This window comes from Thetidibacter halocola, assembly GCF_018224955.1.
GTDB lineage: Bacteria > Pseudomonadota > Alphaproteobacteria > Rhodobacterales > Rhodobacteraceae > Thetidibacter > Thetidibacter halocola.
The window spans coordinates 560,014-579,378 of record NZ_JAGTUU010000002.1; the positions used below are offsets into that span (position 1 = coordinate 560,014).

The window sequence follows — 19,365 nt, forward strand, 5'->3', positions numbered from 1 at the left end:
AGGGCTTGCGGTGGTCGCCGGTCCTCCTCTCAACCCCAACGCCAAAGAAGGCATGTTCCATGAACCAGAACATCCGTATCCGGCTGAAGGCGTTCGATTACCGTGTGCTTGATGCAAGCACCCAGGAAATCGTCAACACCGCCAAGCGCACCGGCGCACAGGTCCGCGGGCCGATCCCGCTGCCCAACAAGATCGAGAAATTCACCGTTCTGCGTGGCCCCCACGTGAACAAGAAGTCGCGCGACCAGTTCGAGATCCGGACGCACAAGCGCCTGCTCGACATCGTCGACCCGACTCCGCAGACCGTGGACGCCCTGATGAAGCTCGACCTCGCCGCCGGCGTGGACGTCGAGATCAAGGTGTAAGGGGGGTGACCATGCGCTCTGGAGTGATCGCCAAGAAGGTCGGCATGACCCGTCTCTTCATGGAAGACGGCAAGCAGATCCCCGTCACCGTGCTGCAACTCGATGGCCTTCAGGTCGTCGCGCAGCGCACCACCGACACCGACGGCTACACCGCAGTCCAGCTGGGCGCCGGCACGGCAAAGGTCAAGCGCACGTCGAAGGCGATGCGCGGCCATTTCGCCAAGGCCAGCGTCGAGCCCAAGCGGAAGATCGCGGAATTCCGTGTCAGCCCCGAGAACCTGATCGAGGTGGGCGAGGAAATCATCGCCGACCATTACTTTGAAGGTCAGTATGTCGACGTGTCCGGCACGACCATCGGCAAGGGCTTTGCCGGTGTCATGAAGCGGCATAACTTCGGCGGCCTGCGCGCCTCGCACGGCGTCTCGGTCAGCCACCGTTCACACGGCTCGACCGGCCAGTGCCAGGACCCCGGCAAGGTGTTCAAGGGCAAGAAGATGGCCGGCCATATGGGCTCCGTCCGCGTCACCACGCAGAACCTGCAGGTGGTGAAGACGGACAGCGACCGTGGTATCATCATGATCAAGGGTGCCGTTCCCGGCCCCAAGGGCTCGTGGGTGACGGTCAAGGACGCGGTCAAGAAGGCCACGCCCGAGAACGTGATCCTGCCCGCCGCCCTGATGAGCAAGAAGCGCGAAGCGCAGAAGCTGGCCGAGGAAGCCGCCGCCCAGGCAGCCGCCGAGGCAGAGGCCGAAGCCGCACGTCTGGCCGCAGAGCAGGCAGCCACCGAGGCCGCAGCACTGGCTGAAGCCGAGAAGAAGGAAGGCGACGAATGAAACTCGACGTGATCAACCTGGACGGCGGCAACGCCGGGTCGGTCGAGCTGGACGAGGCCCTGTTCGGGCTCGAGCCGCGCGCCGACATTCTTCACCGTGTGGTCCGCTGGCAGCGCAACAAGGCGCAGGCCGGCACGCACAAGGTCAAGACCCGCAAGGAAGTCAGCTACTCGACCAAGAAGATCTATCGCCAGAAGGGCACGGGCGGCGCACGTCACGGCTCGCGCAAGGCGCCGATCTTCCGCAAGGGTGGCATCTACAAGGGTCCGACCCCGCGCAGCCACGCGCATGACCTGCCCAAGAAGGTCCGCGCCCTGGGTCTGAAGATGGCCCTGTCGGCCAAGGCCCTGTCCGGCTCGCTGGTGGTGATCGACACCGCGGCATCCGAAGGCAAGACCGCCGCCCTGGCCAAGCAGGTTGCAAACCTGGGCTGGAAGCGTGCGCTGATCATCGATGGCGCGCAGGTGAACGAGACCTTCGCGCAGGCGGCCCGCAACATCGAGGGTCTCGATGTGCTGCCGTCGATCGGCGCGAACGTCTATGACATCCTCAAGCGCGACACGCTCGTGCTGACCAAGGCGGGTGTCGAAGCACTGGAGGCTCGACTGAAATGAGCGCGAACGCACAGCACTACGACGTGATCCGCAAGCCGATCATCACCGAAAAGGCCACGATGGCGTCCGAACACGGCGCCGTGGTCTTCGAGGTGGCGATGGCCGCCAACAAGCCGCAGATCAAGGACGCGGTCGAGGCGCTTTTCGGTGTCAAGGTGAAGTCGGTCAACACGACCATCACCAAGGGCAAGACCAAGCGCTTCAAGGGTCGTCCCGGCACGCGCCGTGACGTCAAGAAGGCCTACGTGATGCTCGAAGAGGGCAACACGATCGACGTGTCGACCGGTCTCTGACCCGGTCCCGTCCGTAAACTGGAACCCGGTCGTCGATACGGCCGGGTTTCGCTTGTCTGGCGTTTGCGATGCGCCGGGTTGCGCCTTAGGGCCACGGCCCGCGGCAATCGCCGATGATCCGCTGACGGCCCTCGCGGGCCTGACAACGCGACCGGAACAGTCTATCGGCATCCATGGCACGTCTCCTTTTCATCCTGCCGCGGTTTCACACGAACATGTGGTTCGCCGTCCGCCAGATGCTGCGCGATGGCCACGAGGTGAAGTTCCTGGTGAATTTCAGCGCGCGCGGTGAGGATCATTCCCTGGCCGAGCCCGTGGTGATGGGGCGCTATCCGTCCCGCGCCGAGGTCGAGGCGGCGGTCCGCGAATTCGATCCCGACCTGGTCATCATCCGCAACGCCTGGGCGATCAGCCGCCGCGCGGCGCGGGTTGCCCGCCGAATGGGGCGGCCGGCCGTTCTCTACAACCAGATCCCGCTCTCCCAACGCACCTCGCTCGTCCGCCGGGTCGAGCTGTGGTGGAAGGGGCTGCCCGCCCGCCGCATCACCCCGGTACGCGGTCTGGGACCGGTGGTGCGGCCCGATCCCCTCGCCACCTACCTGCCCTGGCCGGTGGCGCCCTTGCCGGTGACCGCCGTCCGGCCCGCCGGGCAGGATCGGCTGCGGGTGCTGCTGGTCGGCAAGCTGGGGATGGAGCGCAAGAATCAGACCGCGCTGATTGACGCGCTGGCGCGGTCCGACCTGGCCGGCCGGATCGACCTGACGCTGGTGGGCGCCCTGCCCGACGCGGGCAACCGGCATTACGAGGACCTGCGGCGGCTGGCCGACAAGCCCTGGGTCACGTTGGCCGGCGAGGTGCCGTTTCATGCCATGCCGGATCTCTATGCGACGCATGATGTCTGCATCCTGCCCAGCTTTGCCGAGCCTCTCGGCACATCGCCGGTCGAGGCCATGGCCTATGGAACGGTTCCCATGATCTCGACGCAATGCGGCTCTGCCGGCTACCTGATCGACGGGCAGGACGGCCTGCTGTTCGACCCCTCGGACCTTGCCGGGGCGGTGGACGCGCTGCGTCGGCTGGCAGAGGATCGCGACGGACTCGCCCGGCTGAAATCCGGCGCGCTTGCGACGGTCCGCCGGGACCTGAGCGAGGCCGTGTTCGCGCAGAAAATGGCCGACCTTCTCCGCGACCTTCGCGTCGCGTGAACGAAGGATCGGCCCGGTTCACGCCAAGAGCGGGAATGACGATTTCGCCGGGCGGCTTGCAGCGCGGTCTTCAAGGTGATGTTGGGGACCGCGACGGTCAACAGGGGCAAGACGAGGCGCTCGACATGTCACCCCGGCACGCGTCGCGATACCGGGAAAGCCCATGTGTTGCTCGAAGATGGGACCACGATTGACGTAGCGCCCGGGCATTGGTCCGGCAGCGTCGCAAGGAAAACAGGCCCCGGCTGCCGTCATGGCCGGGGGGCTCGCTTCTTGGCGGCATTCACTCACGCAGGCTCTGAAAGTGGACCTCGCCCTCAACGATACGCCGGACAAGCGCGGCATCGCCGCCGTTATCCGCGAAATGCAGCCATGAAAGCGCCGCGAAGCGCAGCGGTGACAGGCCCAGAATGGCTTCGCTCACCTCGGCAAGGTCGATCGGGCCGGATATGTCGGCCTTGGCCAGGATGCGGGACCGCTCTGTTTCGGGCAAGGCAAGCAACTGTATCGCGTAGGCAAGGTATTCATGCGCGACCCGCGGCAGGAACCGGCCCGCCAAGCCCTGCTCGACGAGAGCGTGGGTCAATTCATGCACGATCAGACTCTGGAATAGCAGGTCAGCGGTCATTTCCGGAAAGGCTTTCGCCCGCCCCGGCTGCTCTGCAAGGCAATCGGTGGGCAACAGTTGAACCTTCCGTTCCGACGAACTGTAGAAGGCGACGCAGATTCCCGGCGCAAGATCGAGGGTTTGAGTCACCTCGATCCTTACCGGCTGCCGGAGCTCCAGACCAAGAGACGTCAGGACCGGGAGTGCGGCGTGGACGGCAACGCAAGCGTCGCTCAGATCCGAGGCCGACGGCGCCGCCACCATCATGTTCCCGATGCCGCAGGAACCCTCGCTGACGGATTGCGCGGCAGCGCTTGCCGCCTGGCAGGCAAGCGCCAGGACAAGGGCATGTTTGAGAGCGGGCATTCGCGGTCCTCCTGCGCACGCAACGACCAGTCTACATGGCCCCGGCGGTATGGCGAAAGGTCCGTGTATCGCATGACCTCTTGCAGCCGTTTGCCTGCCCTGCTTTCGTCCAGAGCCGGCCCTTGACCTCTCGTGAGAAGCTGACTACACCGCAGCATCCGTAACGGCCCCGGATTCGTCCGGGGCTTTGCGTTTGTTCCATGCGGGTCCACCCGCGTCAGGAGCACTCTAACCGGGCACCTTCGGGGGCCTTCACCAAAGGTCGCAAGACCCAAACACGGCGGGGGGCAACCCCTGCGAAGCTAACGGAAGACAGAAAGCATGGCACTCAAGTCGTACAAGCCGACGACGCCGGGCCAGCGCGGGCTGGTGCTGATCGACCGTTCGGAGCTGTATAAAGGACGTCCCGTCAAGGCCCTCACCGAGGGTCTGACGAAATCGGGCGGTCGGAACAACACCGGACGGATCACGATGCGTCGCATGGGCGGGGGCGCAAAGCGTCTTTACCGCATCGTGGATTTCAAGCGGAACAAGTTCGATGTCGACGGCATCGTGGTCCGCATTGAATATGACCCGAACCGCACCGCCTTCATCGCGCTGATCCAGTACAACGACGGCGAACAGGCCTATATCCTGGCGCCGCAGCGCCTGGGCATCGGCGACAAGGTCGTGGCCTCGGCCAAGGCCGACATCAAGCCGGGCAACGCAATGCCGTTCAGCGGCATGCCGATCGGCACGATCGTCCACAACATCGAACTGAAGCCGGGCAAGGGCGGACAGATCGCGCGTGCCGCAGGCACCTACGCGCAGTTCGTCGGCCGCGACGGCGGCTATGCGCAGATCCGCCTCTCCTCGGGCGAACTGCGGATGGTGCGGCAGGAATGCATGGCGACCATCGGCGCCGTGTCGAACCCCGACAACAGCAACCAGAATTTCGGCAAGGCCGGCCGGATGCGCCACTATGGCAAGCGTCCCTCCGTCCGCGGTGTCGTCATGAACCCGATCGACCACCCCCATGGCGGTGGCGAAGGCCGGACCTCCGGCGGCCGTCACCCTGTGACGCCGTGGGGCAAACCGACCAAGGGCAAGAAGACCCGCAATCCCAACAAAGCGTCCGCAAAGCTGATCATCCGCTCGCGTCACGCCAAGAAGAAGGGGCGGTAACGCATGTCTCGTTCCGTTTGGAAAGGGCCTTTTGTCGACAGCTACGTGCTGAAGAAGGCCGAAAAGTCCCGCGAGTCGGGCAAGAACGAAGTGATCAAGATCTGGTCGCGCCGCTCGACGATCCTGCCGCAATTCGTCGGCCTGACCTTCGGCGTCTACAACGGCCACAAGCATGTCCCGGTCAACGTGTCCGAGGACATGATCGGTCAGAAGTTCGGCGAATACGCGCCGACCCGTACCTATTACGGGCACGCCGCCGACAAGAAAGCGAAGAGGAAGTAAGCCATGGGCAAGGATAAGAATCCCCGCCGCGTGGCGGACAACGAAGCGATGGCAAAGCTGCGCATGCTGCGCACCTCGCCGCAGAAGCTGAACCTCGTCGCCGCGCTGATCCGTGGCAAGAAGGTGGAAAAGGCGCTCAACGACCTCACCTTCTCGAAGAAGCGGATCGCCATCGACGTGAAGAAGTGCCTGCAGTCGGCCATCGCCAACGCCGAGAACAACCACGGGCTCGACGTGGACGAGTTGATCGTCGCAGAGGCCTATGTGGGCAAGAACCTGGTGATGAAGCGTGGACGTCCCCGTGCCCGTGGCCGGTTCGGCAAGATCGTCAAGCCGTTCTCGGAAATCACCATCAAGGTGCGCCAGATCGAGGAGCAAGCCTAATGGGTAACAAGACCAATCCGATCGGCATGCGCCTGCAGGTGAACCGCACCTGGGACAGCCGCTGGTACGCCGATACCAAGGACTATGGCAACCTGCTGCTCGAGGATCTCAAGATCCGAGAGTTCATCCAGAACGAGGCCAAGCAGGCCGGCGTTGCCCGTGTGATCATCGAGCGTCCGCACAAGAAGTGCCGCGTCACGATCCACACGGCGCGTCCGGGTGTCATCATCGGCAAGAAGGGCGCCGACATCGAGGTTCTGCGCAAGAAGCTGGCGGCGATGACCGACAGTGAACTGCACCTGAACATCGTCGAAGTGCGCAAGCCGGAACTCGACGCGCAGCTGGTCGGTGAAAGCATCGCCCAGCAGCTCGAGCGCCGCGTGTCCTTCCGCCGCGCGATGAAGCGGGCCGTGCAGAACGCCATGCGCATGGGCGCCCTGGGTATCCGGGTGAACGTGGCCGGCCGTCTGGGCGGTGCCGAGATCGCACGGACCGAATGGTATCGCGAGGGCCGCGTTCCGCTGCACACGCTGCGGGCCGACATCGACTATGCCAATGTCGAGGCGACCACGCCCTACGGCATCATCGGCATCAAGGTCTGGATCTTCAAAGGCGAGATCATGGAACATGATCCGTCCGCGCGGGATCGCAAGGCACAGGAAATCCAGGACGGTCCGGCACCTCGCGGTGCTGGTGGTGGCCGCCGGGATGATCGGAGGTAATCATGCTTCAGCCTAAGCGCACCAAATTCCGCAAGATGTTCAAGGGCCGGATCAAGGGCGAGGCCAAAGGCGGCTCTGATCTCAACTTTGGCACCTTCGGCCTGAAGGCGACCGAACCGGAGCGCGTCACCGCGCGCCAGATCGAGGCCGCACGCCGTGCCATGACGCGCCACATGAAGCGTCAGGGCCGCGTCTGGATCCGCATCTTCCCGGATACGCCCGTGACCGCGAAGCCCATCGAAGTTCGTATGGGTAAGGGCAAGGGCTCGGTCGACCGCTGGACCTGCAAGGTCAAGCCCGGCCGCGTCATGTTCGAGATCGACGGCGTCGGCGAGGACATCGCTCGCGAGGCCCTGCGCCTCGCCGCGATGAAGCTGCCGATCAAGACCCGCGTGGTCGTCCGCGAGGACTGGTAAGCCGGCGCACTCCGCGCAGCGGAGTGAGGCCAGCGGGGTCTAGGCAAGTTCGAAAGACCTGCCCCGGCCTCGCACCAAGAGAAAGATAAAACCCCGCTGCCAGGTGCAGCGGGGTTTTTCTTTGCTGCCCCGGATGACGCGACGGGCGCGGCGGCCGCCTATCCGTTCAGGATCGCCCGCACCTCCTGTGCATAGACCTCCCACGGCATGGTCGCCTTGTTCCCCGCGAACCCGTCGTAATAGCTGCGCCCCGAGGACGTCGGCAGGCCTGCCCAGATCTTGGCCAGGTTCAGCATAAAGGCCTCCTCGCTGATGACACCCTGCTGCACGCGCGACAGGCCCGCATCCTCCAGCAGCAGGTCGGCGAGCCGGTCCTGCACGTCGGGCGAGAACCGCGCGCCGGGGTCCAGCCCCAGCCGGTCGACCAGCCGCCGCAGGGTCGAGGGGATGAACTGGTAACGCCCGATTGCATGTGGCTGGCCGGGCGTGGCGCGGATCCAGGCATGGATCTCCTGGATCGTCATGCGGGTCGGCGGCAGGGGCGGGCGGATCACCGCACCGTGCTGCACCGCGTCATAGCCCGCGCGCCCGGCCTCGGCCCGGGCGATCAAGTCGCGCAGGCGCATGGCCGCGCTGCCGCCGGTGCCCGCGCGCAGCAACGGACGGTCCAACCGTTCCGGCAACGGAGAGAACAGGCCGCCGTCGCGTGTTCCCGCGAACAAGCTGGCGGTGGTGACCTGCGCATCCGGCGGGGCCGGGGCGAACAGGCTGGCAGAGCCGCGCCCGGTTCCGCCCTGCGTGGCAAACAGCGGCTGGCGATCGGCAAACAACCCGACCTGCCCCGGCACACGGGCCGGTTCCGCCCATAGGGTGCCCGGCAGCCAGACCAGCAGGACAGCCATGAAAACCCGAATCGAAACCAGTGATGCGTTCTGCGTCATGCGGGCACCGTGCCGCAAAGCGCCTAAGAAACCCTTGCCCCGCGCGTACCCATGCGGCGCAAAATCCTGTTTCCAGCGACCGTTTTGCGCAGTAAGAGGCGGCATGGCTGACATCCGATCCCTCTTTGCGACCCGACTCTATCGCGCCCGCCTGAACGATTTCGGCGACGTGGACCCGGCCGAACTGGCCGCCTCCTGCTATTCCATCGCCGAGGATGACGAGGCGGGACAGGACTGGTGCGAGACCGAGGGCTATCCCGGCTACACCTCCTACGCCTCGCTCACGGACCTGCCTTGGCGCTTTCCGATCTTCGAGGCGGTCAAGAAGGCGTTGGACAAGCACGTGCAGGCCTTCGCGAAGGACCTGGAATTCGACCTCGCCGGGCGTTCATTGGTGCTGGAGGACCTCTGGATCAACATCCTGCCAGAGGGCGGCACCCACGGCAGCCACATCCACCCGCACTCGGTGATCTCCGGCACCACCTACGTGGCGATGCCCGAAGGCACCTCGGCGCTGAAGCTCGAGGACCCGCGTCTGGCCATGATGATGGCCGCACCGACGCGGAAAAAGGACTGCCGCGAGGAATTGCGCAGCTTCGTCTACGTGAAACCGGACGTGGGCGACGTGCTGCTCTGGGAAAGCTGGCTGCGGCACGAGGTGCCGATGAACATGTCCGAGGACGACCGCATCAGCGTCAGCTTCAACTACAAGTGGGAGTGAGCCCTGGTCCGCGTCTTGCGCGGCAAACGCTCCGGTAGAGAAATCGACGACCGCCCGGACAGAGCTGCGGCTCCGTTCACCGTATGACGGGACAGAAATCCCTCTTCATCTTGCCCCTAAACTCCGGGGGGTCTGGGGGGCTGGCCCCCCAGCTTCCGCCGGGCAAGGACCGTGTCAGGATTGCAGCGGCTTGACGACCAGTTCGCCTTCTTCCCGCGCCTTCATCGCCATCGCGGCGGCATGGGCGCCGGCGGCGGTGGTGTAATACGGGATCTTGTCATAGAGCGCGACAGAGCGGATCTCGCGGCTGTCCTCGACCGCCGCCGCGCCCTCGGTGGTGTTAAGCACCAGCTGGATGCCGCCGTCCTTCATCAGGTCGACCACGTTGGGACGTCCCTCGTAGACCTTCTTGACCCGCTCGCAGGTCAGGCCATGCCCCTCGAGGAAGCCCGCCGTGCCGCCGGTGGCGACCAGGGTGAAACCCATGTCGGACAGGGTCCGCGCCGCCTCGACCATCTGGGGCGTCTTGTCCTCGTCCCGGATCGAGACGAACACCGCGCCCTCTGTCGGCAGATGCGTGCCGGCGCCCATCTGCGCCTTGAGGAAGGCGCGGGGGAAGGAGCGGTCCCAGCCCATGACCTCACCCGTGGATCGCATCTCGGGGCCGAGGATCGTGTCCACGCCGGGGAAGCGGGCAAAGGGCAGCACCGCTTCCTTCACAGAGAACCACGGCATGTTCGGATCGGCCAGCGTCATCGGGTCGGCCAGCGGCAGGACGGTGTCGTAATCCGCGTCGGCCGGGTAGGGCTCGCGCATCGGGAAGGCAGACAGTTTCTCGCCCGCCATGATCCGCGCGGCGATCGAGGCAATCGCGCTGTCGGTCGCCTTGGCGACGAAGGGCACGGTGCGGCTGGCGCGCGGGTTCACCTCGATCAGGTAGATTTCCTGCTTGCCGGTCTCGTCGGCCTTGATGGCGAATTGCACGTTCATCAACCCGACCACATGCAGCGCGCGGGCCAGCGCCTCTGTCTGGCGCTTGATCTCGTCCAGGATGTCGTCGGACAGCGAATAGGGCGGCAGCGAGCAGGCGCTGTCGCCGGAATGCACGCCGGCCTCCTCGATATGCTGCATGATTCCCGCCACGTGCACCGCCTCGCCGTCGCATAGCGCGTCGACGTCCAGTTCGACCGCGCCGGACAGGTAGCTGTCCAGCAGCACCGGGCTGTCGCCCGACACCACCACGGCGTCGCGGATGTAGCGGCGCAGCCCGTCCATGTCGCGCACGATCTCCATCGCTCGGCCGCCCAGCACGTAGGAGGGGCGGATCACCAGCGGAAAGCCGATCTCGGCCGCGATCTCCAGCGCCTGGGCGTCGGTGGCGGCGATGCCGTTATGCGGCTGTTTCAGGCCCAGCTGGTTGACCAGCGCCTGGAACCGCTCGCGGTCCTCGGCCAGGTCGATGGCGTCGGGGGTGGTGCCGAGGATCGGGATGCCCTCGGATTCAAGCGCGTTGGCCAGCTTCAGGGGCGTCTGGCCGCCGAACTGCACGATCACGCCATGCAGCGTGCCGTTCTCCTGCTCGCGCGTCAGGATTTCCATCACGTGTTCGAAGGTCAGCGGTTCGAAATACAGCCGGTCCGAGGTGTCGTAGTCGGTCGACACGGTCTCGGGGTTGCAGTTGACCATGATCGTCTCATAGCCCGCGTCGGTCAGGGCGAAACAGGCATGGCAGCAGCAATAGTCAAACTCGATCCCCTGGCCGATCCGGTTCGGACCGCCGCCCAGGATCACCACCTTCTTGCGGTCAGAGGGGCGCGCCTCGCATTCCACCTCGCCCATCATGGGCATCTCGTAGGTGGAATACATGTAGGGGGTCTGCGCCTCGAACTCGGCGGCGCAGGTGTCGATGCGCTTGAAGACCGCCGTCACGCCCATGTCGCGGCGCCGCTTGCGCACGTCCTTTTCCGAGAACCCGGTCAGCTTAGCCAGCCGTGCATCGGTAAAGCCCAGCATCTTGAGCGCGCGCATCCCCGTCTCGTCCGTGGGCAGGCCGTTCGCGCGCACCGTGTCCTCGGCCTCGACGATCTCGCGGATGCGGGCAAGGAACCAGGGGTCGTATTTCGTGACGCCGAAGATCGCGTCATCCGACAGGCCGTGGCGCATCGCCTGCGCGATGGTGCGCAGCCGGTCGGGCGTCTGCTCGCTCAGCGCCTTGATGACCGCGGCCTTGTCGGGGGCGCCGGGGATTTCCACCTCGTCGAAGCCGGTCAGGCCGGATTCCATCGAGGCCAGCGCCTTTTGCATCGACTCGTGGATCGTGCGACCGATGGCCATCGCCTCGCCCACCGATTTCATCGCAGTGGTCAGCAGCGGCTGCGAGCCCGGGAACTTCTCGAAGGCGAATTTCGGGATCTTGGTCACGACATAGTCGATGGTGGGTTCAAAGCTGGCCGGCGTGACCTTGGTGATGTCGTTGTCCAGTTCGTCCAGCGTATAGCCCACGGCCAGCTTGGCCGCGATCTTGGCGATGGGGAAGCCCGTCGCCTTGGACGCCAGCGCCGAGGAGCGCGACACGCGCGGGTTCATCTCGATCACGACCATGCGGCCATTGTCGGGATTCACCGCCCATTGCACGTTGCTGCCGCCGGTTTCCACACCAATCTCGCGCAGCACGGCGATAGAGCCGTTGCGCATGATCTGGTATTCCTTGTCGGTCAGCGTCAAAGCCGGGGCGACGGTGATGGAATCGCCCGTGTGAACGCCCATCGGATCGACGTTCTCGATGGCGCAGACGATGATCGCGTTGTCCGCCTTGTCGCGGACGACCTCCATCTCATACTCCTTCCAGCCCAGCAGGGACTCGTCCACCAGGATCTGGCCAACCGGCGAGGCATCCATGCCCGTGCGGCAATAGTGGATGTAATCCTCGCGGTTATAGGCGACGCCGCCGCCGGTGCCGCCAAGAGTAAAGGCCGGGCGGATGATCGCGGGCAGGCCGACGTAATCCAGCGCCTCCAGCGCGATCTCGACCCCCTTGGTCAGGTCGCGCTTGCCGTTTTCCTTTTTCGGGGCGGTGATGATCGTGGCCTTGGGATTCTCCAGGCCGATGCGGTCCATCGCCTCGCGGAACAGCTTGCGGTCCTCGGCCATCTCGATTGCGGCGCGCTTGGCGCCGATCATCTCGACGCCGAATTTTTCCAGAACGCCCATTTCCTCGAGCGCCAGCGCGGTGTTCAGGCCGGTCTGCCCGCCCATCGTCGGCAGCAGCGCGTCGGGGCGTTCCTTTTCGATGATCCTGGCGACGACCTCGGGGGTGATCGGTTCGATGTAGGTGGCGTCGGCCAGGCCCGGATCCGTCATGATCGTGGCCGGGTTCGAGTTCACCAGGACCACCCGGTATCCCTCTTCTTTCAGGGCCTTGCAGGCCTGTGCGCCGGAATAGTCGAACTCGCAAGCCTGCCCGATGATGATGGGGCCGGCGCCGATGATCATGATGGACTGGATATCGGTGCGTCTGGGCATGGTGTCCCCCCTGTCTGACTCGGCGTGGCGCAAATTGCCCGCGTTATAGACGTGGGGGCCGCCCGCGCAAGCCCGAAACCCCGATGCCTCTCAGAGCCCGATTTGATGTATGTCAAGTAAACTAGACAGCAGTGGTGTCACACTCTCGATACATCGCGGAGGGAGTGCCATGCGAATCCTGTTCATCCATCCCAACTACCATTCCGGCGGGGCAGAGATCGCGGGCAACTGGCCTCCCGCCTGGGTCGCCTACCTGACGGGCCACCTGCGCCAGGCCGGGTTCGACGACATCCACTTCATCGACGCGATGACCAACGACATCGACGATGACAGGCTGGGGGACATGATCGCCGAGATCGCCCCGGATGCCGTCGGCCTGACCGCCATCACCCCGTCCATCTACCGCGCCGAAGACGCGCTGAAGATCGCGCAGCAGCGCGCGCCGAACGCCGTGCGGATCCTCGGCGGGGTGCATGCCACGTTCATGTACAAGCAGGTCCTCTCCGAGGCGCCCTGGGTCGACGTGATCGTGCGCGGCGAAGGCGAGGAAATCGTCGTCAACCTGATGCACGCCATCGCCTCCGGCAACTGGCCCGAGCACCGCAACCGCATCCACGGCCTCGCCTTCCGCGAGGGCGACGAGATCAAGGCCACGCCCGCCGCTTCGACCGTCAAGGACCTCGACGCGATCAAGCCCGACTGGTCGATCATCGACTGGGAGAAATACATCTACATCCCGCTGGGCACGCGCGTCGCCATTCCGAACATGGCGCGCGGATGCCCTTTCACCTGTTCCTTCTGTTCCCAGTGGAAGTTCTGGCGCGACTACCGCGTGCGCGATCCCATCGCCGTGGTGGACGAGATCGAGGACCTGGTGACCAACCACGGTGTCGGCTTCTTCATCCTTGCGGACGAGGAACCCACCATCAACCGCAAGAAGTTCATCCAGTTCTGCGAAGAGCTGATCGCCCGCGGCCTGCCGGACAAGGTGCAATGGGGTATCAACACCCGCGTCACCGACATCTACCGTGACCGCGAGTTGCTGAAATTCTACCGCAAGGCCGGTCTGGTCCACGTGTCCCTGGGCACCGAGGCGGCGGCGCAGCTGAAGCTCGACCTGTTCAACAAGGAAACCAAGGTCGAGGAGAACAAGGAGGCGATCCGCCTGCTGCGCGAGGCCGACATCTTTACCGAGGCGCAGTTCATCGTCGGTCTCGACAACGAGACTCCCGAGACGCTCGAGGAAACCTTCAAGATGGCGTGGGACTGGCAGCCGGACCTGGCCAACTGGTCGATGTACACGCCCTGGCCCTTCACCCCGCTGTTCCAGGAGTTGAAGGACCAGGTCGAGATCTTCGACTTCTCGAAATACAATTTCGTGACCCCGATCATGAAGCCCGCCGCCATGACGCGGGGCGAGTTGCTGGACGGGGTGATGAAGAACTACCGCCGCTTCTACATGCGCAAGGCGCTGTTCCACTACCCGTGGCGCGGCACCGGCTATCGGCGGCGCTACCTGCTGGGCTGCCTCAAGGCCTTCCTCAAGGCCGGGGTCCAGCGCACCTTCTACGATCTCGGCAAGGCTGGTTACTGGGGGCCGCAGACCAAGGGCAAGGTGCATTTCGACTTCGACGAAACCCGCCAGCTGGCCGAAGCGCAGCTGGAGGATTGGGAGGCCGCGGCAGACCGCGCCGCGCGCGCCAAGGAGCGGCGCGAGGCGGTCCGCGACCAGATGAAGGAGCGCGCCGTCGACCGGGCGCAGGCCTTCAAGATGCCGAACGGGGCTGACGTGAAGGCCTGCGGGGGCGGCGACCAGCAGATGGAGGACGTCTGATGCCCCGCGACCTCGGCCCCGAGCCCGAGGGGCTGATCGGACCCAACGCGGTGCTGCAGGTGATCCCGGTGCTGGACCGGGCGGTGGGGCCTGCAGCCCGCACGCGGGTCCTGGCCCGCTGGGGCGGCGAGCTGCCCGACGGGTCCGAGATGATCCCCGAGGGCGAGGCCGCCAGCCTGCATCACGTGCTGCGCGCCGAATTCGGCCCCCGTGCGCCCGGCCTTGCCGCGCAGGCGGGGCGGGGCACGGCCGAGTACATCCTCGCGCACCGCATCCCGCGCCCCGCCCAGGCGATCCTGCGCGCGCTGCCCGCGTCGCTGGCCGCCCGCGCCCTGTCGAAGGCCATCGCGAAGAACGCCTGGACCTTTGCCGGGTCGGGGCGGTTCGAGGTGCTGTCGCCGTGGTCCTTCGCGATCCACGACAACCCGGTGATCCGGGGCGAAGCCTCGGACGAGACGCTGTGTCACTGGCACGCGGCGGTGTTCGAGACGCTTTATCGCCGGCTGGTTCACCCGGCCGCGCGCTGCCGCGAGGTGGCCTGTGCCGCCGCGGGCGCCCCTGCCTGCCGGTTCGAGATCGTCACGGGCTGAAGGGGGCTCTGCCCCCGTCTCCCTTCGGTCGACTCCCCCGGAGTTTTCCGGGCAAGATGAAGCAGGGGACCGGTTTCTACTCTGCCGCGTGGCGCATGTCGGCGGGCCTCGACGCCTCGTAGAGATAGCGCCGGGTGGCGGGGACCGCGTGCTGCGTCCGGCTCAGCTGGACCTGGAACACCGCCTGTCCCTGCTCCTCGAAGGCCATCTCGCAGGCCACGAGGTAGAAGCGCCACATGCGGATGAAGCGGTCGTCATACATCTCGCGGACCTTGGGCAGCGCCGCCTCGAAGCGTTGCCGCCAGTGGTTCAGCGTCGGGCCGTAGTGGCCGCGCAGCACCTCGATATCGGCGGTCCAGAGGCCGGAGCGTTCGAGCGCGGGCGCGAGGTCGGAGAGCGAGGGGACATAGCCGCCGGGGAAGATGTATTTCGCGATCCACGGGCTGGTGGGCAGGGGCGGGGCGATGCGGCCGATCGTGTGGATCAGGGCGATGCCGTCGGGGTCCAGCAGGTCGTGGACCCTTGCGAAATACTCGTCGTAATGCGGCAGGCCCACGTGTTCGAGCATGCCGACGCTGACGATCCGGTCGAACCGGTCGGACAGCTTGCGGTAGTCGAGCAGGCGGAAGGTGCAGCGATCCGACAGGCCCGCTGCCTCGGCCCGCGCCTGCGCCGTGGCAAGCTGGTTCCTGGACAGTGTTACGCCCGTCACCCGCGCGCCGTAATCCCGCGCCAGGGTCAGCGCCATGCCGCCCCAGCCGCAGCCGATGTCCAGAACCCGCATTCCCGGCTCGATCCGCAGCTTGTGCGCGATATGCGCCTTCTTCGCCGCCTGGGCATCTTCCAGGGTCATGTCGGGCCGTTCGAAATAGGCGCAGGAATACTGCATGTCGGCGTCGAGGAAGAGGCGATAGAAGTCGTCCGACAGGTCGTAGTGATGCGCCACGTTGCGCCGCGCGCGCAGGGCGTCGTTCCTCTGCTCGATCCGTCGGAACATCCGGCGCACCGCCTGCATCGCGTTCATCCAGACCGGCGCACCGCCTTTGCGCTGGTTGCGAACCAGCAGCGTCAGCAGGTAGTAGAGGCGGTCATCCTCGACCGTCAGGCTGTCGTCCATGTAGCACTCGCCGAGGGCCAGAACGGGGCGCAGGCAGAGCGCGCGCGCCGCGCCTTCGGTCAGCGTGACCGCGACCTCTGGCGCGCCCTCGCCGCTGCCGAAACGCTCGACCCGGCCATCGGGCCAGCGCAGCGTCAGCCGGCCCTGCACGATCATCCGCCGCAGCACGCGGCGCAGTACGGTTTCCCACATCGTCACACCCCGTTCCGGTCGACCACGTCGCATTCCGTTCTGGACTCGCAGTGTATCAAGAAAGGCGATTCCCGCCAATTCCGGGGCGCGCCCGTGACGGTTTGCGCCCTTGTGCCGCCCGGTGTTTGACGGCTCATTGGGCGGACCCAGTCCGGAGATGCCCCGATGCGCGCCATGCTTGCCCTGATCCTGTCCGCCGTGCCTGCCGCCGCGCAGGAGCTGATCGTTCACCCGGTCGAGCCCGGCATCTGGGCCATCGAGGGCCCGGCCGAGCAGCGCAGCGCCGCGAACCTTGGCAACAACGCCACCTTCGGCCTGATCGAGACCGCGGACGGCGCGGTGCTGGTCGATCCGGGCGGCAGCTGGAAGGGCGCGCAGGCGCTGCATGACGTGGTCAGGACGCTCACTGACCAACCGGTGACATACGTGATCGACACCGGCGGGCAGGATCACCGCTGGATCGGCAATGCCTACTGGCAGGCGCAGGGCGCGCAGACCGTCGCGGCAAAGGCCGCCATCGAGGATCAGGCGGCGCGCGCCTCGGTGCAGATGATGGTGCTGGGGCAGCTTCTGGGCGACGCGCTGGAGGGAACCGAGCCGGTGCATGCGCGGATCGCCTTTGGCGAGGGGTTCGACCTGACACTGGGCGGAGTCGAGATTCAGGTCCGCCAGCCCGGCCACGCCCATACGCCTGGCGACAGCTACGTCTGGCTGCCGCAAAGCCGCACGGTCTTTACCGGTGACATCGTCTATGTCGGGCGGGTGCCGGGCGTGATGGAGTTCTCCGACAGCGCCGGCTGGCTGGAGGCCTTTGCCGCCGTCGAGGCGCTGGACCCCATGCACCTGGTGCCCGGCCACGGCCCCGCGACCACGCTGGCACAGGCGCAGGCCGACACGCGCGACTATCTCGTGAACCTGCGCACGCAGATCCGCGCCCATATCGAAGAGGGCGGTGACATCATCGGCGCGGTCGAGGTGGATCAGTCGGCGTTCGAATATCTCGACCAGTTCGACTCCCTCGCCCGTCGCAACGCGCAGACCGTTTTCCAGCAGATGGAATGGGAGTGAGTTTCGGCACATTTCCCGCCGAATACCCCACGCTCCCTTGACTTCCACGCGCCAGAGGGGTGTATCGGCGCCTGACCTTCAAGCCTTCCACAAAAAGGGGCGACCCAGATGCACGCCTATCGCAGCCATACCTGCGCCGCGCTGAACAAATCCAACGTGGGCGACACCGTCCGCCTGTCCGGCTGGGTCCACCGCATCCGCGATCACGGCGGGATCCTGTTCATCGACCTGCGCGACCATTATGGCGTGACGCAAGTCCTGTGCGACCCCGACAGCCCGGTCTTTTCCGAGGTGGAGAAGGTCCGCAGCGAATGGTGCATCCGCATTGACGGCACGGTGAAGGCGCGGGACGAAAGCCTTGTGAACGCCAAGCTGCCCACCGGCGAGATCGAGGTCTTTGTCCGGGATATGGAAGTGCTGGGCGCGGCGGGCGAGCTGCCGCTGATGGTCTTCGGTGACCAGGAATATCCCGAGGAAACCCGCCTGCGCTATCGCTATCTCGACCTGCGCCGCGAGGCGATGCAGCGCAACATGACGCTGCGGTCCGATGTGGTGGCCAGCATCCGCAAGCGCATGTGGGGGCAGGGCTTCCGCGAATACCAGACGCCGATCATCACCGCCTCCAGCCCCGAGGGCGCGCGCGACTTCCTGGTGCCGTCCCGCCTGCATCCGGGCAAGTTCTACGCCCTGCCGCAGGCACCCCAGCAGTTCAAGCAGCTGATCATGGTCTCGGGCTTTGACCGCTATTTCCAGATCGCGCCCTGCTTCCGCGACGAGGACCCGCGCGCGGATCGGTCTCCCACCGATTTCTACCAGCTGGACATGGAGATGTCCTTTGTCACCCAGCAGGACGTGTTCGACACGGTCAGCCCGGTGATCGCGGGCGTGTTCGAGGAATTCGGCGGCGGCCGCAAGGTGGATGACCCCGCGACCTGGCCGCAGATCCCCTACAAGGAAGCCGCGCTGAAATACGGCACCGACAAGCCCGATCTGCGCAACCCGATCGAGATGCAGGATGTCTCCGAGCATTTCCGGGGCAGCGGTTTCGCGATCTTCGCCAAGCTGCTGGAGCAGGAGGGCACCGAGATCCGCGCGATCCCCGCGCCTGGAGGTGGATCGAAACGCTTTTGTGAGAGAATGAACTCTTTTGCCCAAAAGGAAGGCCTACCGGGCATGGGCTACATTTTTTGGAGAGACCGATGCGATGTGCTGAGAGGCGAGCTTGGCGAACTGAATTCTCAGCTAGTTAAAGCTGAAAGGCGCAAGGACACAGAGTCTGTCTCGTCCATCTCGGCCCGAATTGCAGAACTTGGCGCAGAGATTGATCTTCTTGAAGAAGAAGCGAAAAAGACGGGGAAGCGGCCAGTTGAGGCGGCTGGTCCGCCTACTCGTATCGGCCCCGAACGGACCGAGGCGATCCGCCAGCAGCTGGGCCTTGGCGTGGGCGACGCGGCCTTCTTCCTGGGCGGCAAGCCGCAGGCCTTCCAGCGGGTTGCGGGCAAGGCGCGCGACGTGATCGGCGCGGAACTGGGCCTGACGGATCAGGATCGCTTTGCCTTCGCCTGGATCGTCGATTTCCCGATCTACGAGAAGGACGAGGAAACCGGCGAGATCGACTTCGAGCACAACCCGTTCTCGATGCCCCAGGGTGGCATGGAGGCGCTGCAGGGCGACCCGATGGCGGTGCGCGGGTTCCAGTACGACCTGGCGTGCAACGGCTATGAACTGGTCTCTGGCGCGATCCGGAACCACAAGCCCGAGATCATGCTCAAGGCCTTCGAGATCGCCGGCTACGGCGAGGACGAGGTCAAGTCGCGCTTTGGCGGGCTCTACAAGGCGTTCGGCTATGGCGCGCCGCCGCATGGCGGCTGCGCGGCGGGCATCGACCGGATCGTGATGCTGCTGGCCGACCAGCAGAACATCCGCGAGGTCATCATGTTCCCGATGAACCAGCGCGCCGAAGACCTGCTGATGGGCGCGCCGTCGGAACCTTCCAGCGACCAGTTGATGGAACTGTCCCTGCGGGTTCTGCCGCGCGAGTGATTGGACCTCGCGCCGCGCGAGTGACCGTTCGGCGCGGTTTCGCCAACGTGATCGCGGTGCTCTAGGCGGCGACGGCTGGCAGGGCG

Annotated in this window: 19 protein-coding genes; 15 read left to right on the forward strand and 4 right to left on the reverse strand. The window is 65.6% G+C overall.

Translation table 11 applies throughout. The features are described from left to right. The first annotated feature begins 59 nt into the window (after positions 1 to 59). From rpsJ to KB874_RS06890, 5 genes are all read left to right on the forward strand, one after another. The gene (gene rpsJ, locus KB874_RS06870) at positions 60 to 365 is read left to right on the forward strand and encodes a 30S ribosomal protein S10 (protein WP_017467315.1); all 306 of its coding nucleotides are present in this window, start codon (positions 60 to 62) and stop codon (positions 363 to 365) included. 11 nt (positions 366 to 376) lie between these two features. Continuing rightward, positions 377 to 1,198 (forward strand): 50S ribosomal protein L3, encoded by an 822-nt coding sequence (gene rplC, locus KB874_RS06875; protein WP_212535805.1) that lies wholly within the window; start codon positions 377 to 379, stop codon positions 1,196 to 1,198. Further along, entirely contained in the window at positions 1,195 to 1,812 is a 618-nt protein-coding gene (gene rplD / locus KB874_RS06880) for a 50S ribosomal protein L4 (protein WP_212535806.1), read from the forward strand. Before rplC ends, rplD begins: the two co-directional genes overlap by 4 nt. Beyond that, positions 1,809 to 2,105 carry a 50S ribosomal protein L23 gene (locus KB874_RS06885; protein WP_212535807.1) on the forward strand — a complete coding sequence of 99 codons (297 nt, stop codon included), beginning with the start codon at positions 1,809 to 1,811 and terminating at the stop codon, positions 2,103 to 2,105. The genes rplD and KB874_RS06885 overlap by 4 nt, the downstream gene beginning before the upstream one ends. Positions 2,106 to 2,278: 173 nt before the next feature. Beyond that, complete coding sequence (locus KB874_RS06890) at positions 2,279 to 3,310, forward strand: glycosyltransferase family 4 protein (RefSeq protein ID WP_212535808.1); 1,032 nt, start codon at positions 2,279 to 2,281, stop codon at positions 3,308 to 3,310. A 283-nt stretch (positions 3,311 to 3,593) separates the two neighbouring features. Here KB874_RS06890 and KB874_RS06895 read toward each other — a convergent pair whose 3' ends face one another. Then, positions 3,594 to 4,283, reverse strand: a complete 690-nt coding sequence (locus KB874_RS06895) for a DUF6639 family protein (protein WP_212535809.1) — start codon at positions 4,281 to 4,283, stop codon at positions 3,594 to 3,596. A 321-nt stretch (positions 4,284 to 4,604) separates the two neighbouring features. On the opposite strand from KB874_RS06895, the gene rplB reads away from it, so the two are divergent. From rplB to rplP, 5 genes are read left to right on the forward strand one after another with little or no spacing between them, the layout of a single operon-like run. Further along, entirely contained in the window at positions 4,605 to 5,447 is an 843-nt protein-coding gene (rplB, locus tag KB874_RS06900) for a 50S ribosomal protein L2 (protein WP_212535810.1), read from the forward strand. Between the two features lie 3 nt (positions 5,448 to 5,450). Further along, on the forward strand, positions 5,451 to 5,729 hold the full coding sequence (gene rpsS, locus KB874_RS06905) for a 30S ribosomal protein S19 (RefSeq protein WP_212535811.1): 279 nt from the start codon (positions 5,451 to 5,453) through the stop codon (positions 5,727 to 5,729). A 3-nt stretch (positions 5,730 to 5,732) separates the two neighbouring features. Continuing rightward, a complete protein-coding gene (gene rplV, locus KB874_RS06910) occupies positions 5,733 to 6,113 on the forward strand; it encodes a 50S ribosomal protein L22 (protein WP_212535812.1) in 381 nt (126 codons plus the stop codon). Further along, entirely contained in the window at positions 6,113 to 6,835 is a 723-nt protein-coding gene (rpsC, locus tag KB874_RS06915) for a 30S ribosomal protein S3 (RefSeq protein ID WP_212535813.1), read from the forward strand. The genes rplV and rpsC overlap by 1 nt, the downstream gene beginning before the upstream one ends. A 2-nt stretch (positions 6,836 to 6,837) precedes the next feature. Then, positions 6,838 to 7,251 carry a 50S ribosomal protein L16 gene (rplP, locus tag KB874_RS06920; protein ID WP_212535814.1) on the forward strand — a complete coding sequence of 138 codons (414 nt, stop codon included), beginning with the start codon at positions 6,838 to 6,840 and terminating at the stop codon, positions 7,249 to 7,251. 158 nt (positions 7,252 to 7,409) lie between these two features. Here the strand turns inward: rplP and KB874_RS06925 are convergent, their stop codons facing one another. After that, positions 7,410 to 8,192: a lysozyme family protein gene (locus tag KB874_RS06925; protein WP_212535815.1), complete on the reverse strand. Its 783-nt coding sequence runs from the start codon at positions 8,190 to 8,192 to the stop codon at positions 7,410 to 7,412. A 103-nt stretch (positions 8,193 to 8,295) separates the two neighbouring features. On the opposite strand from KB874_RS06925, the gene KB874_RS06930 reads away from it, so the two are divergent. Next, a complete protein-coding gene (locus tag KB874_RS06930) occupies positions 8,296 to 8,913 on the forward strand; it encodes a 2OG-Fe(II) oxygenase family protein (RefSeq protein WP_212535816.1) in 618 nt (205 codons plus the stop codon). 174 nt (positions 8,914 to 9,087) lie between these two features. Here the strand turns inward: KB874_RS06930 and carB are convergent, their stop codons facing one another. Beyond that, positions 9,088 to 12,435, reverse strand: coding sequence for a carbamoyl-phosphate synthase large subunit (gene carB / locus KB874_RS06935; RefSeq protein ID WP_212535817.1), 3,348 nt, complete (start codon positions 12,433 to 12,435; stop codon positions 9,088 to 9,090). Between the two features lie 169 nt (positions 12,436 to 12,604). Between carB and bchE the strand changes: the two genes are divergently transcribed. After that, the gene (gene bchE / locus KB874_RS06940) at positions 12,605 to 14,269 is read left to right on the forward strand and encodes a magnesium-protoporphyrin IX monomethyl ester anaerobic oxidative cyclase (RefSeq protein ID WP_212535818.1); all 1,665 of its coding nucleotides are present in this window, start codon (positions 12,605 to 12,607) and stop codon (positions 14,267 to 14,269) included. Then, positions 14,269 to 14,859, forward strand: a complete 591-nt coding sequence (gene bchJ / locus KB874_RS06945; RefSeq protein ID WP_212535819.1) for a bacteriochlorophyll 4-vinyl reductase — start codon at positions 14,269 to 14,271, stop codon at positions 14,857 to 14,859. Before bchE ends, bchJ begins: the two co-directional genes overlap by 1 nt. 76 nt (positions 14,860 to 14,935) lie before the next feature. On the opposite strand, the gene KB874_RS06950 is transcribed toward bchJ, so the two are convergent. Next, a complete protein-coding gene (locus tag KB874_RS06950; protein WP_212535871.1) occupies positions 14,936 to 16,168 on the reverse strand; it encodes an SAM-dependent methyltransferase in 1,233 nt (410 codons plus the stop codon). Between the two features lie 165 nt (positions 16,169 to 16,333). Here KB874_RS06950 and KB874_RS06955 point away from each other — a divergent pair, with 165 nt between their 5' ends. Together KB874_RS06955 and aspS are read left to right on the forward strand one after the other, a co-directional pair. Beyond that, positions 16,334 to 17,236: an MBL fold metallo-hydrolase gene (locus tag KB874_RS06955; RefSeq protein WP_212535820.1), complete on the forward strand. Its 903-nt coding sequence runs from the start codon at positions 16,334 to 16,336 to the stop codon at positions 17,234 to 17,236. Positions 17,237 to 17,344: 108 nt separating this feature from the next. Next, entirely contained in the window at positions 17,345 to 19,279 is a 1,935-nt protein-coding gene (gene aspS, locus KB874_RS06960) for an aspartate--tRNA ligase (protein ID WP_212535821.1), read from the forward strand. Positions 19,280 to 19,365: the final 86 nt, after the last annotated feature.

What these genes read in the sequence shown, in the direction of transcription:
- rpsS (WP_212535811.1), top strand. Translation starts at nt 5,451, where the DNA reads ATGTCTCGTTCCGTTTGGAAAGGGCCTTTTGTCGACAGCTACGTGCTG.
- bchE (WP_212535818.1), top strand. Translation starts at nt 12,605, where the DNA reads ATGCGAATCCTGTTCATCCATCCCAACTACCATTCCGGCGGGGCAGAG.
- KB874_RS06895 (WP_212535809.1), bottom strand. Translation starts at nt 4,283, where the DNA reads ATGCCCGCTCTCAAACATGCCCTTGTCCTGGCGCTTGCCTGCCAGGCG.
- rpsC (WP_212535813.1), top strand. Translation starts at nt 6,113, where the DNA reads ATGGGTAACAAGACCAATCCGATCGGCATGCGCCTGCAGGTGAACCGC.
- rplV (WP_212535812.1), top strand. Translation starts at nt 5,733, where the DNA reads ATGGGCAAGGATAAGAATCCCCGCCGCGTGGCGGACAACGAAGCGATG.
- carB (WP_212535817.1), bottom strand. Translation starts at nt 12,435, where the DNA reads ATGCCCAGACGCACCGATATCCAGTCCATCATGATCATCGGCGCCGGC.
- bchJ (WP_212535819.1), top strand. Translation starts at nt 14,269, where the DNA reads ATGCCCCGCGACCTCGGCCCCGAGCCCGAGGGGCTGATCGGACCCAAC.
- rplD (WP_212535806.1), top strand. Translation starts at nt 1,195, where the DNA reads ATGAAACTCGACGTGATCAACCTGGACGGCGGCAACGCCGGGTCGGTC.
- aspS (WP_212535821.1), top strand. Translation starts at nt 17,345, where the DNA reads ATGCACGCCTATCGCAGCCATACCTGCGCCGCGCTGAACAAATCCAAC.
- KB874_RS06885 (WP_212535807.1), top strand. Translation starts at nt 1,809, where the DNA reads ATGAGCGCGAACGCACAGCACTACGACGTGATCCGCAAGCCGATCATC.
- KB874_RS06930 (WP_212535816.1), top strand. Translation starts at nt 8,296, where the DNA reads ATGGCTGACATCCGATCCCTCTTTGCGACCCGACTCTATCGCGCCCGC.
- KB874_RS06890 (WP_212535808.1), top strand. Translation starts at nt 2,279, where the DNA reads ATGGCACGTCTCCTTTTCATCCTGCCGCGGTTTCACACGAACATGTGG.
- KB874_RS06925 (WP_212535815.1), bottom strand. Translation starts at nt 8,192, where the DNA reads ATGACGCAGAACGCATCACTGGTTTCGATTCGGGTTTTCATGGCTGTC.
- rplC (WP_212535805.1), top strand. Translation starts at nt 377, where the DNA reads ATGCGCTCTGGAGTGATCGCCAAGAAGGTCGGCATGACCCGTCTCTTC.
- KB874_RS06950 (WP_212535871.1), bottom strand. Translation starts at nt 16,168, where the DNA reads ATGTGGGAAACCGTACTGCGCCGCGTGCTGCGGCGGATGATCGTGCAG.
- rplP (WP_212535814.1), top strand. Translation starts at nt 6,838, where the DNA reads ATGCTTCAGCCTAAGCGCACCAAATTCCGCAAGATGTTCAAGGGCCGG.
- rplB (WP_212535810.1), top strand. Translation starts at nt 4,605, where the DNA reads ATGGCACTCAAGTCGTACAAGCCGACGACGCCGGGCCAGCGCGGGCTG.
- rpsJ (WP_017467315.1), top strand. Translation starts at nt 60, where the DNA reads ATGAACCAGAACATCCGTATCCGGCTGAAGGCGTTCGATTACCGTGTG.
- KB874_RS06955 (WP_212535820.1), top strand. Translation starts at nt 16,334, where the DNA reads ATGCGCGCCATGCTTGCCCTGATCCTGTCCGCCGTGCCTGCCGCCGCG.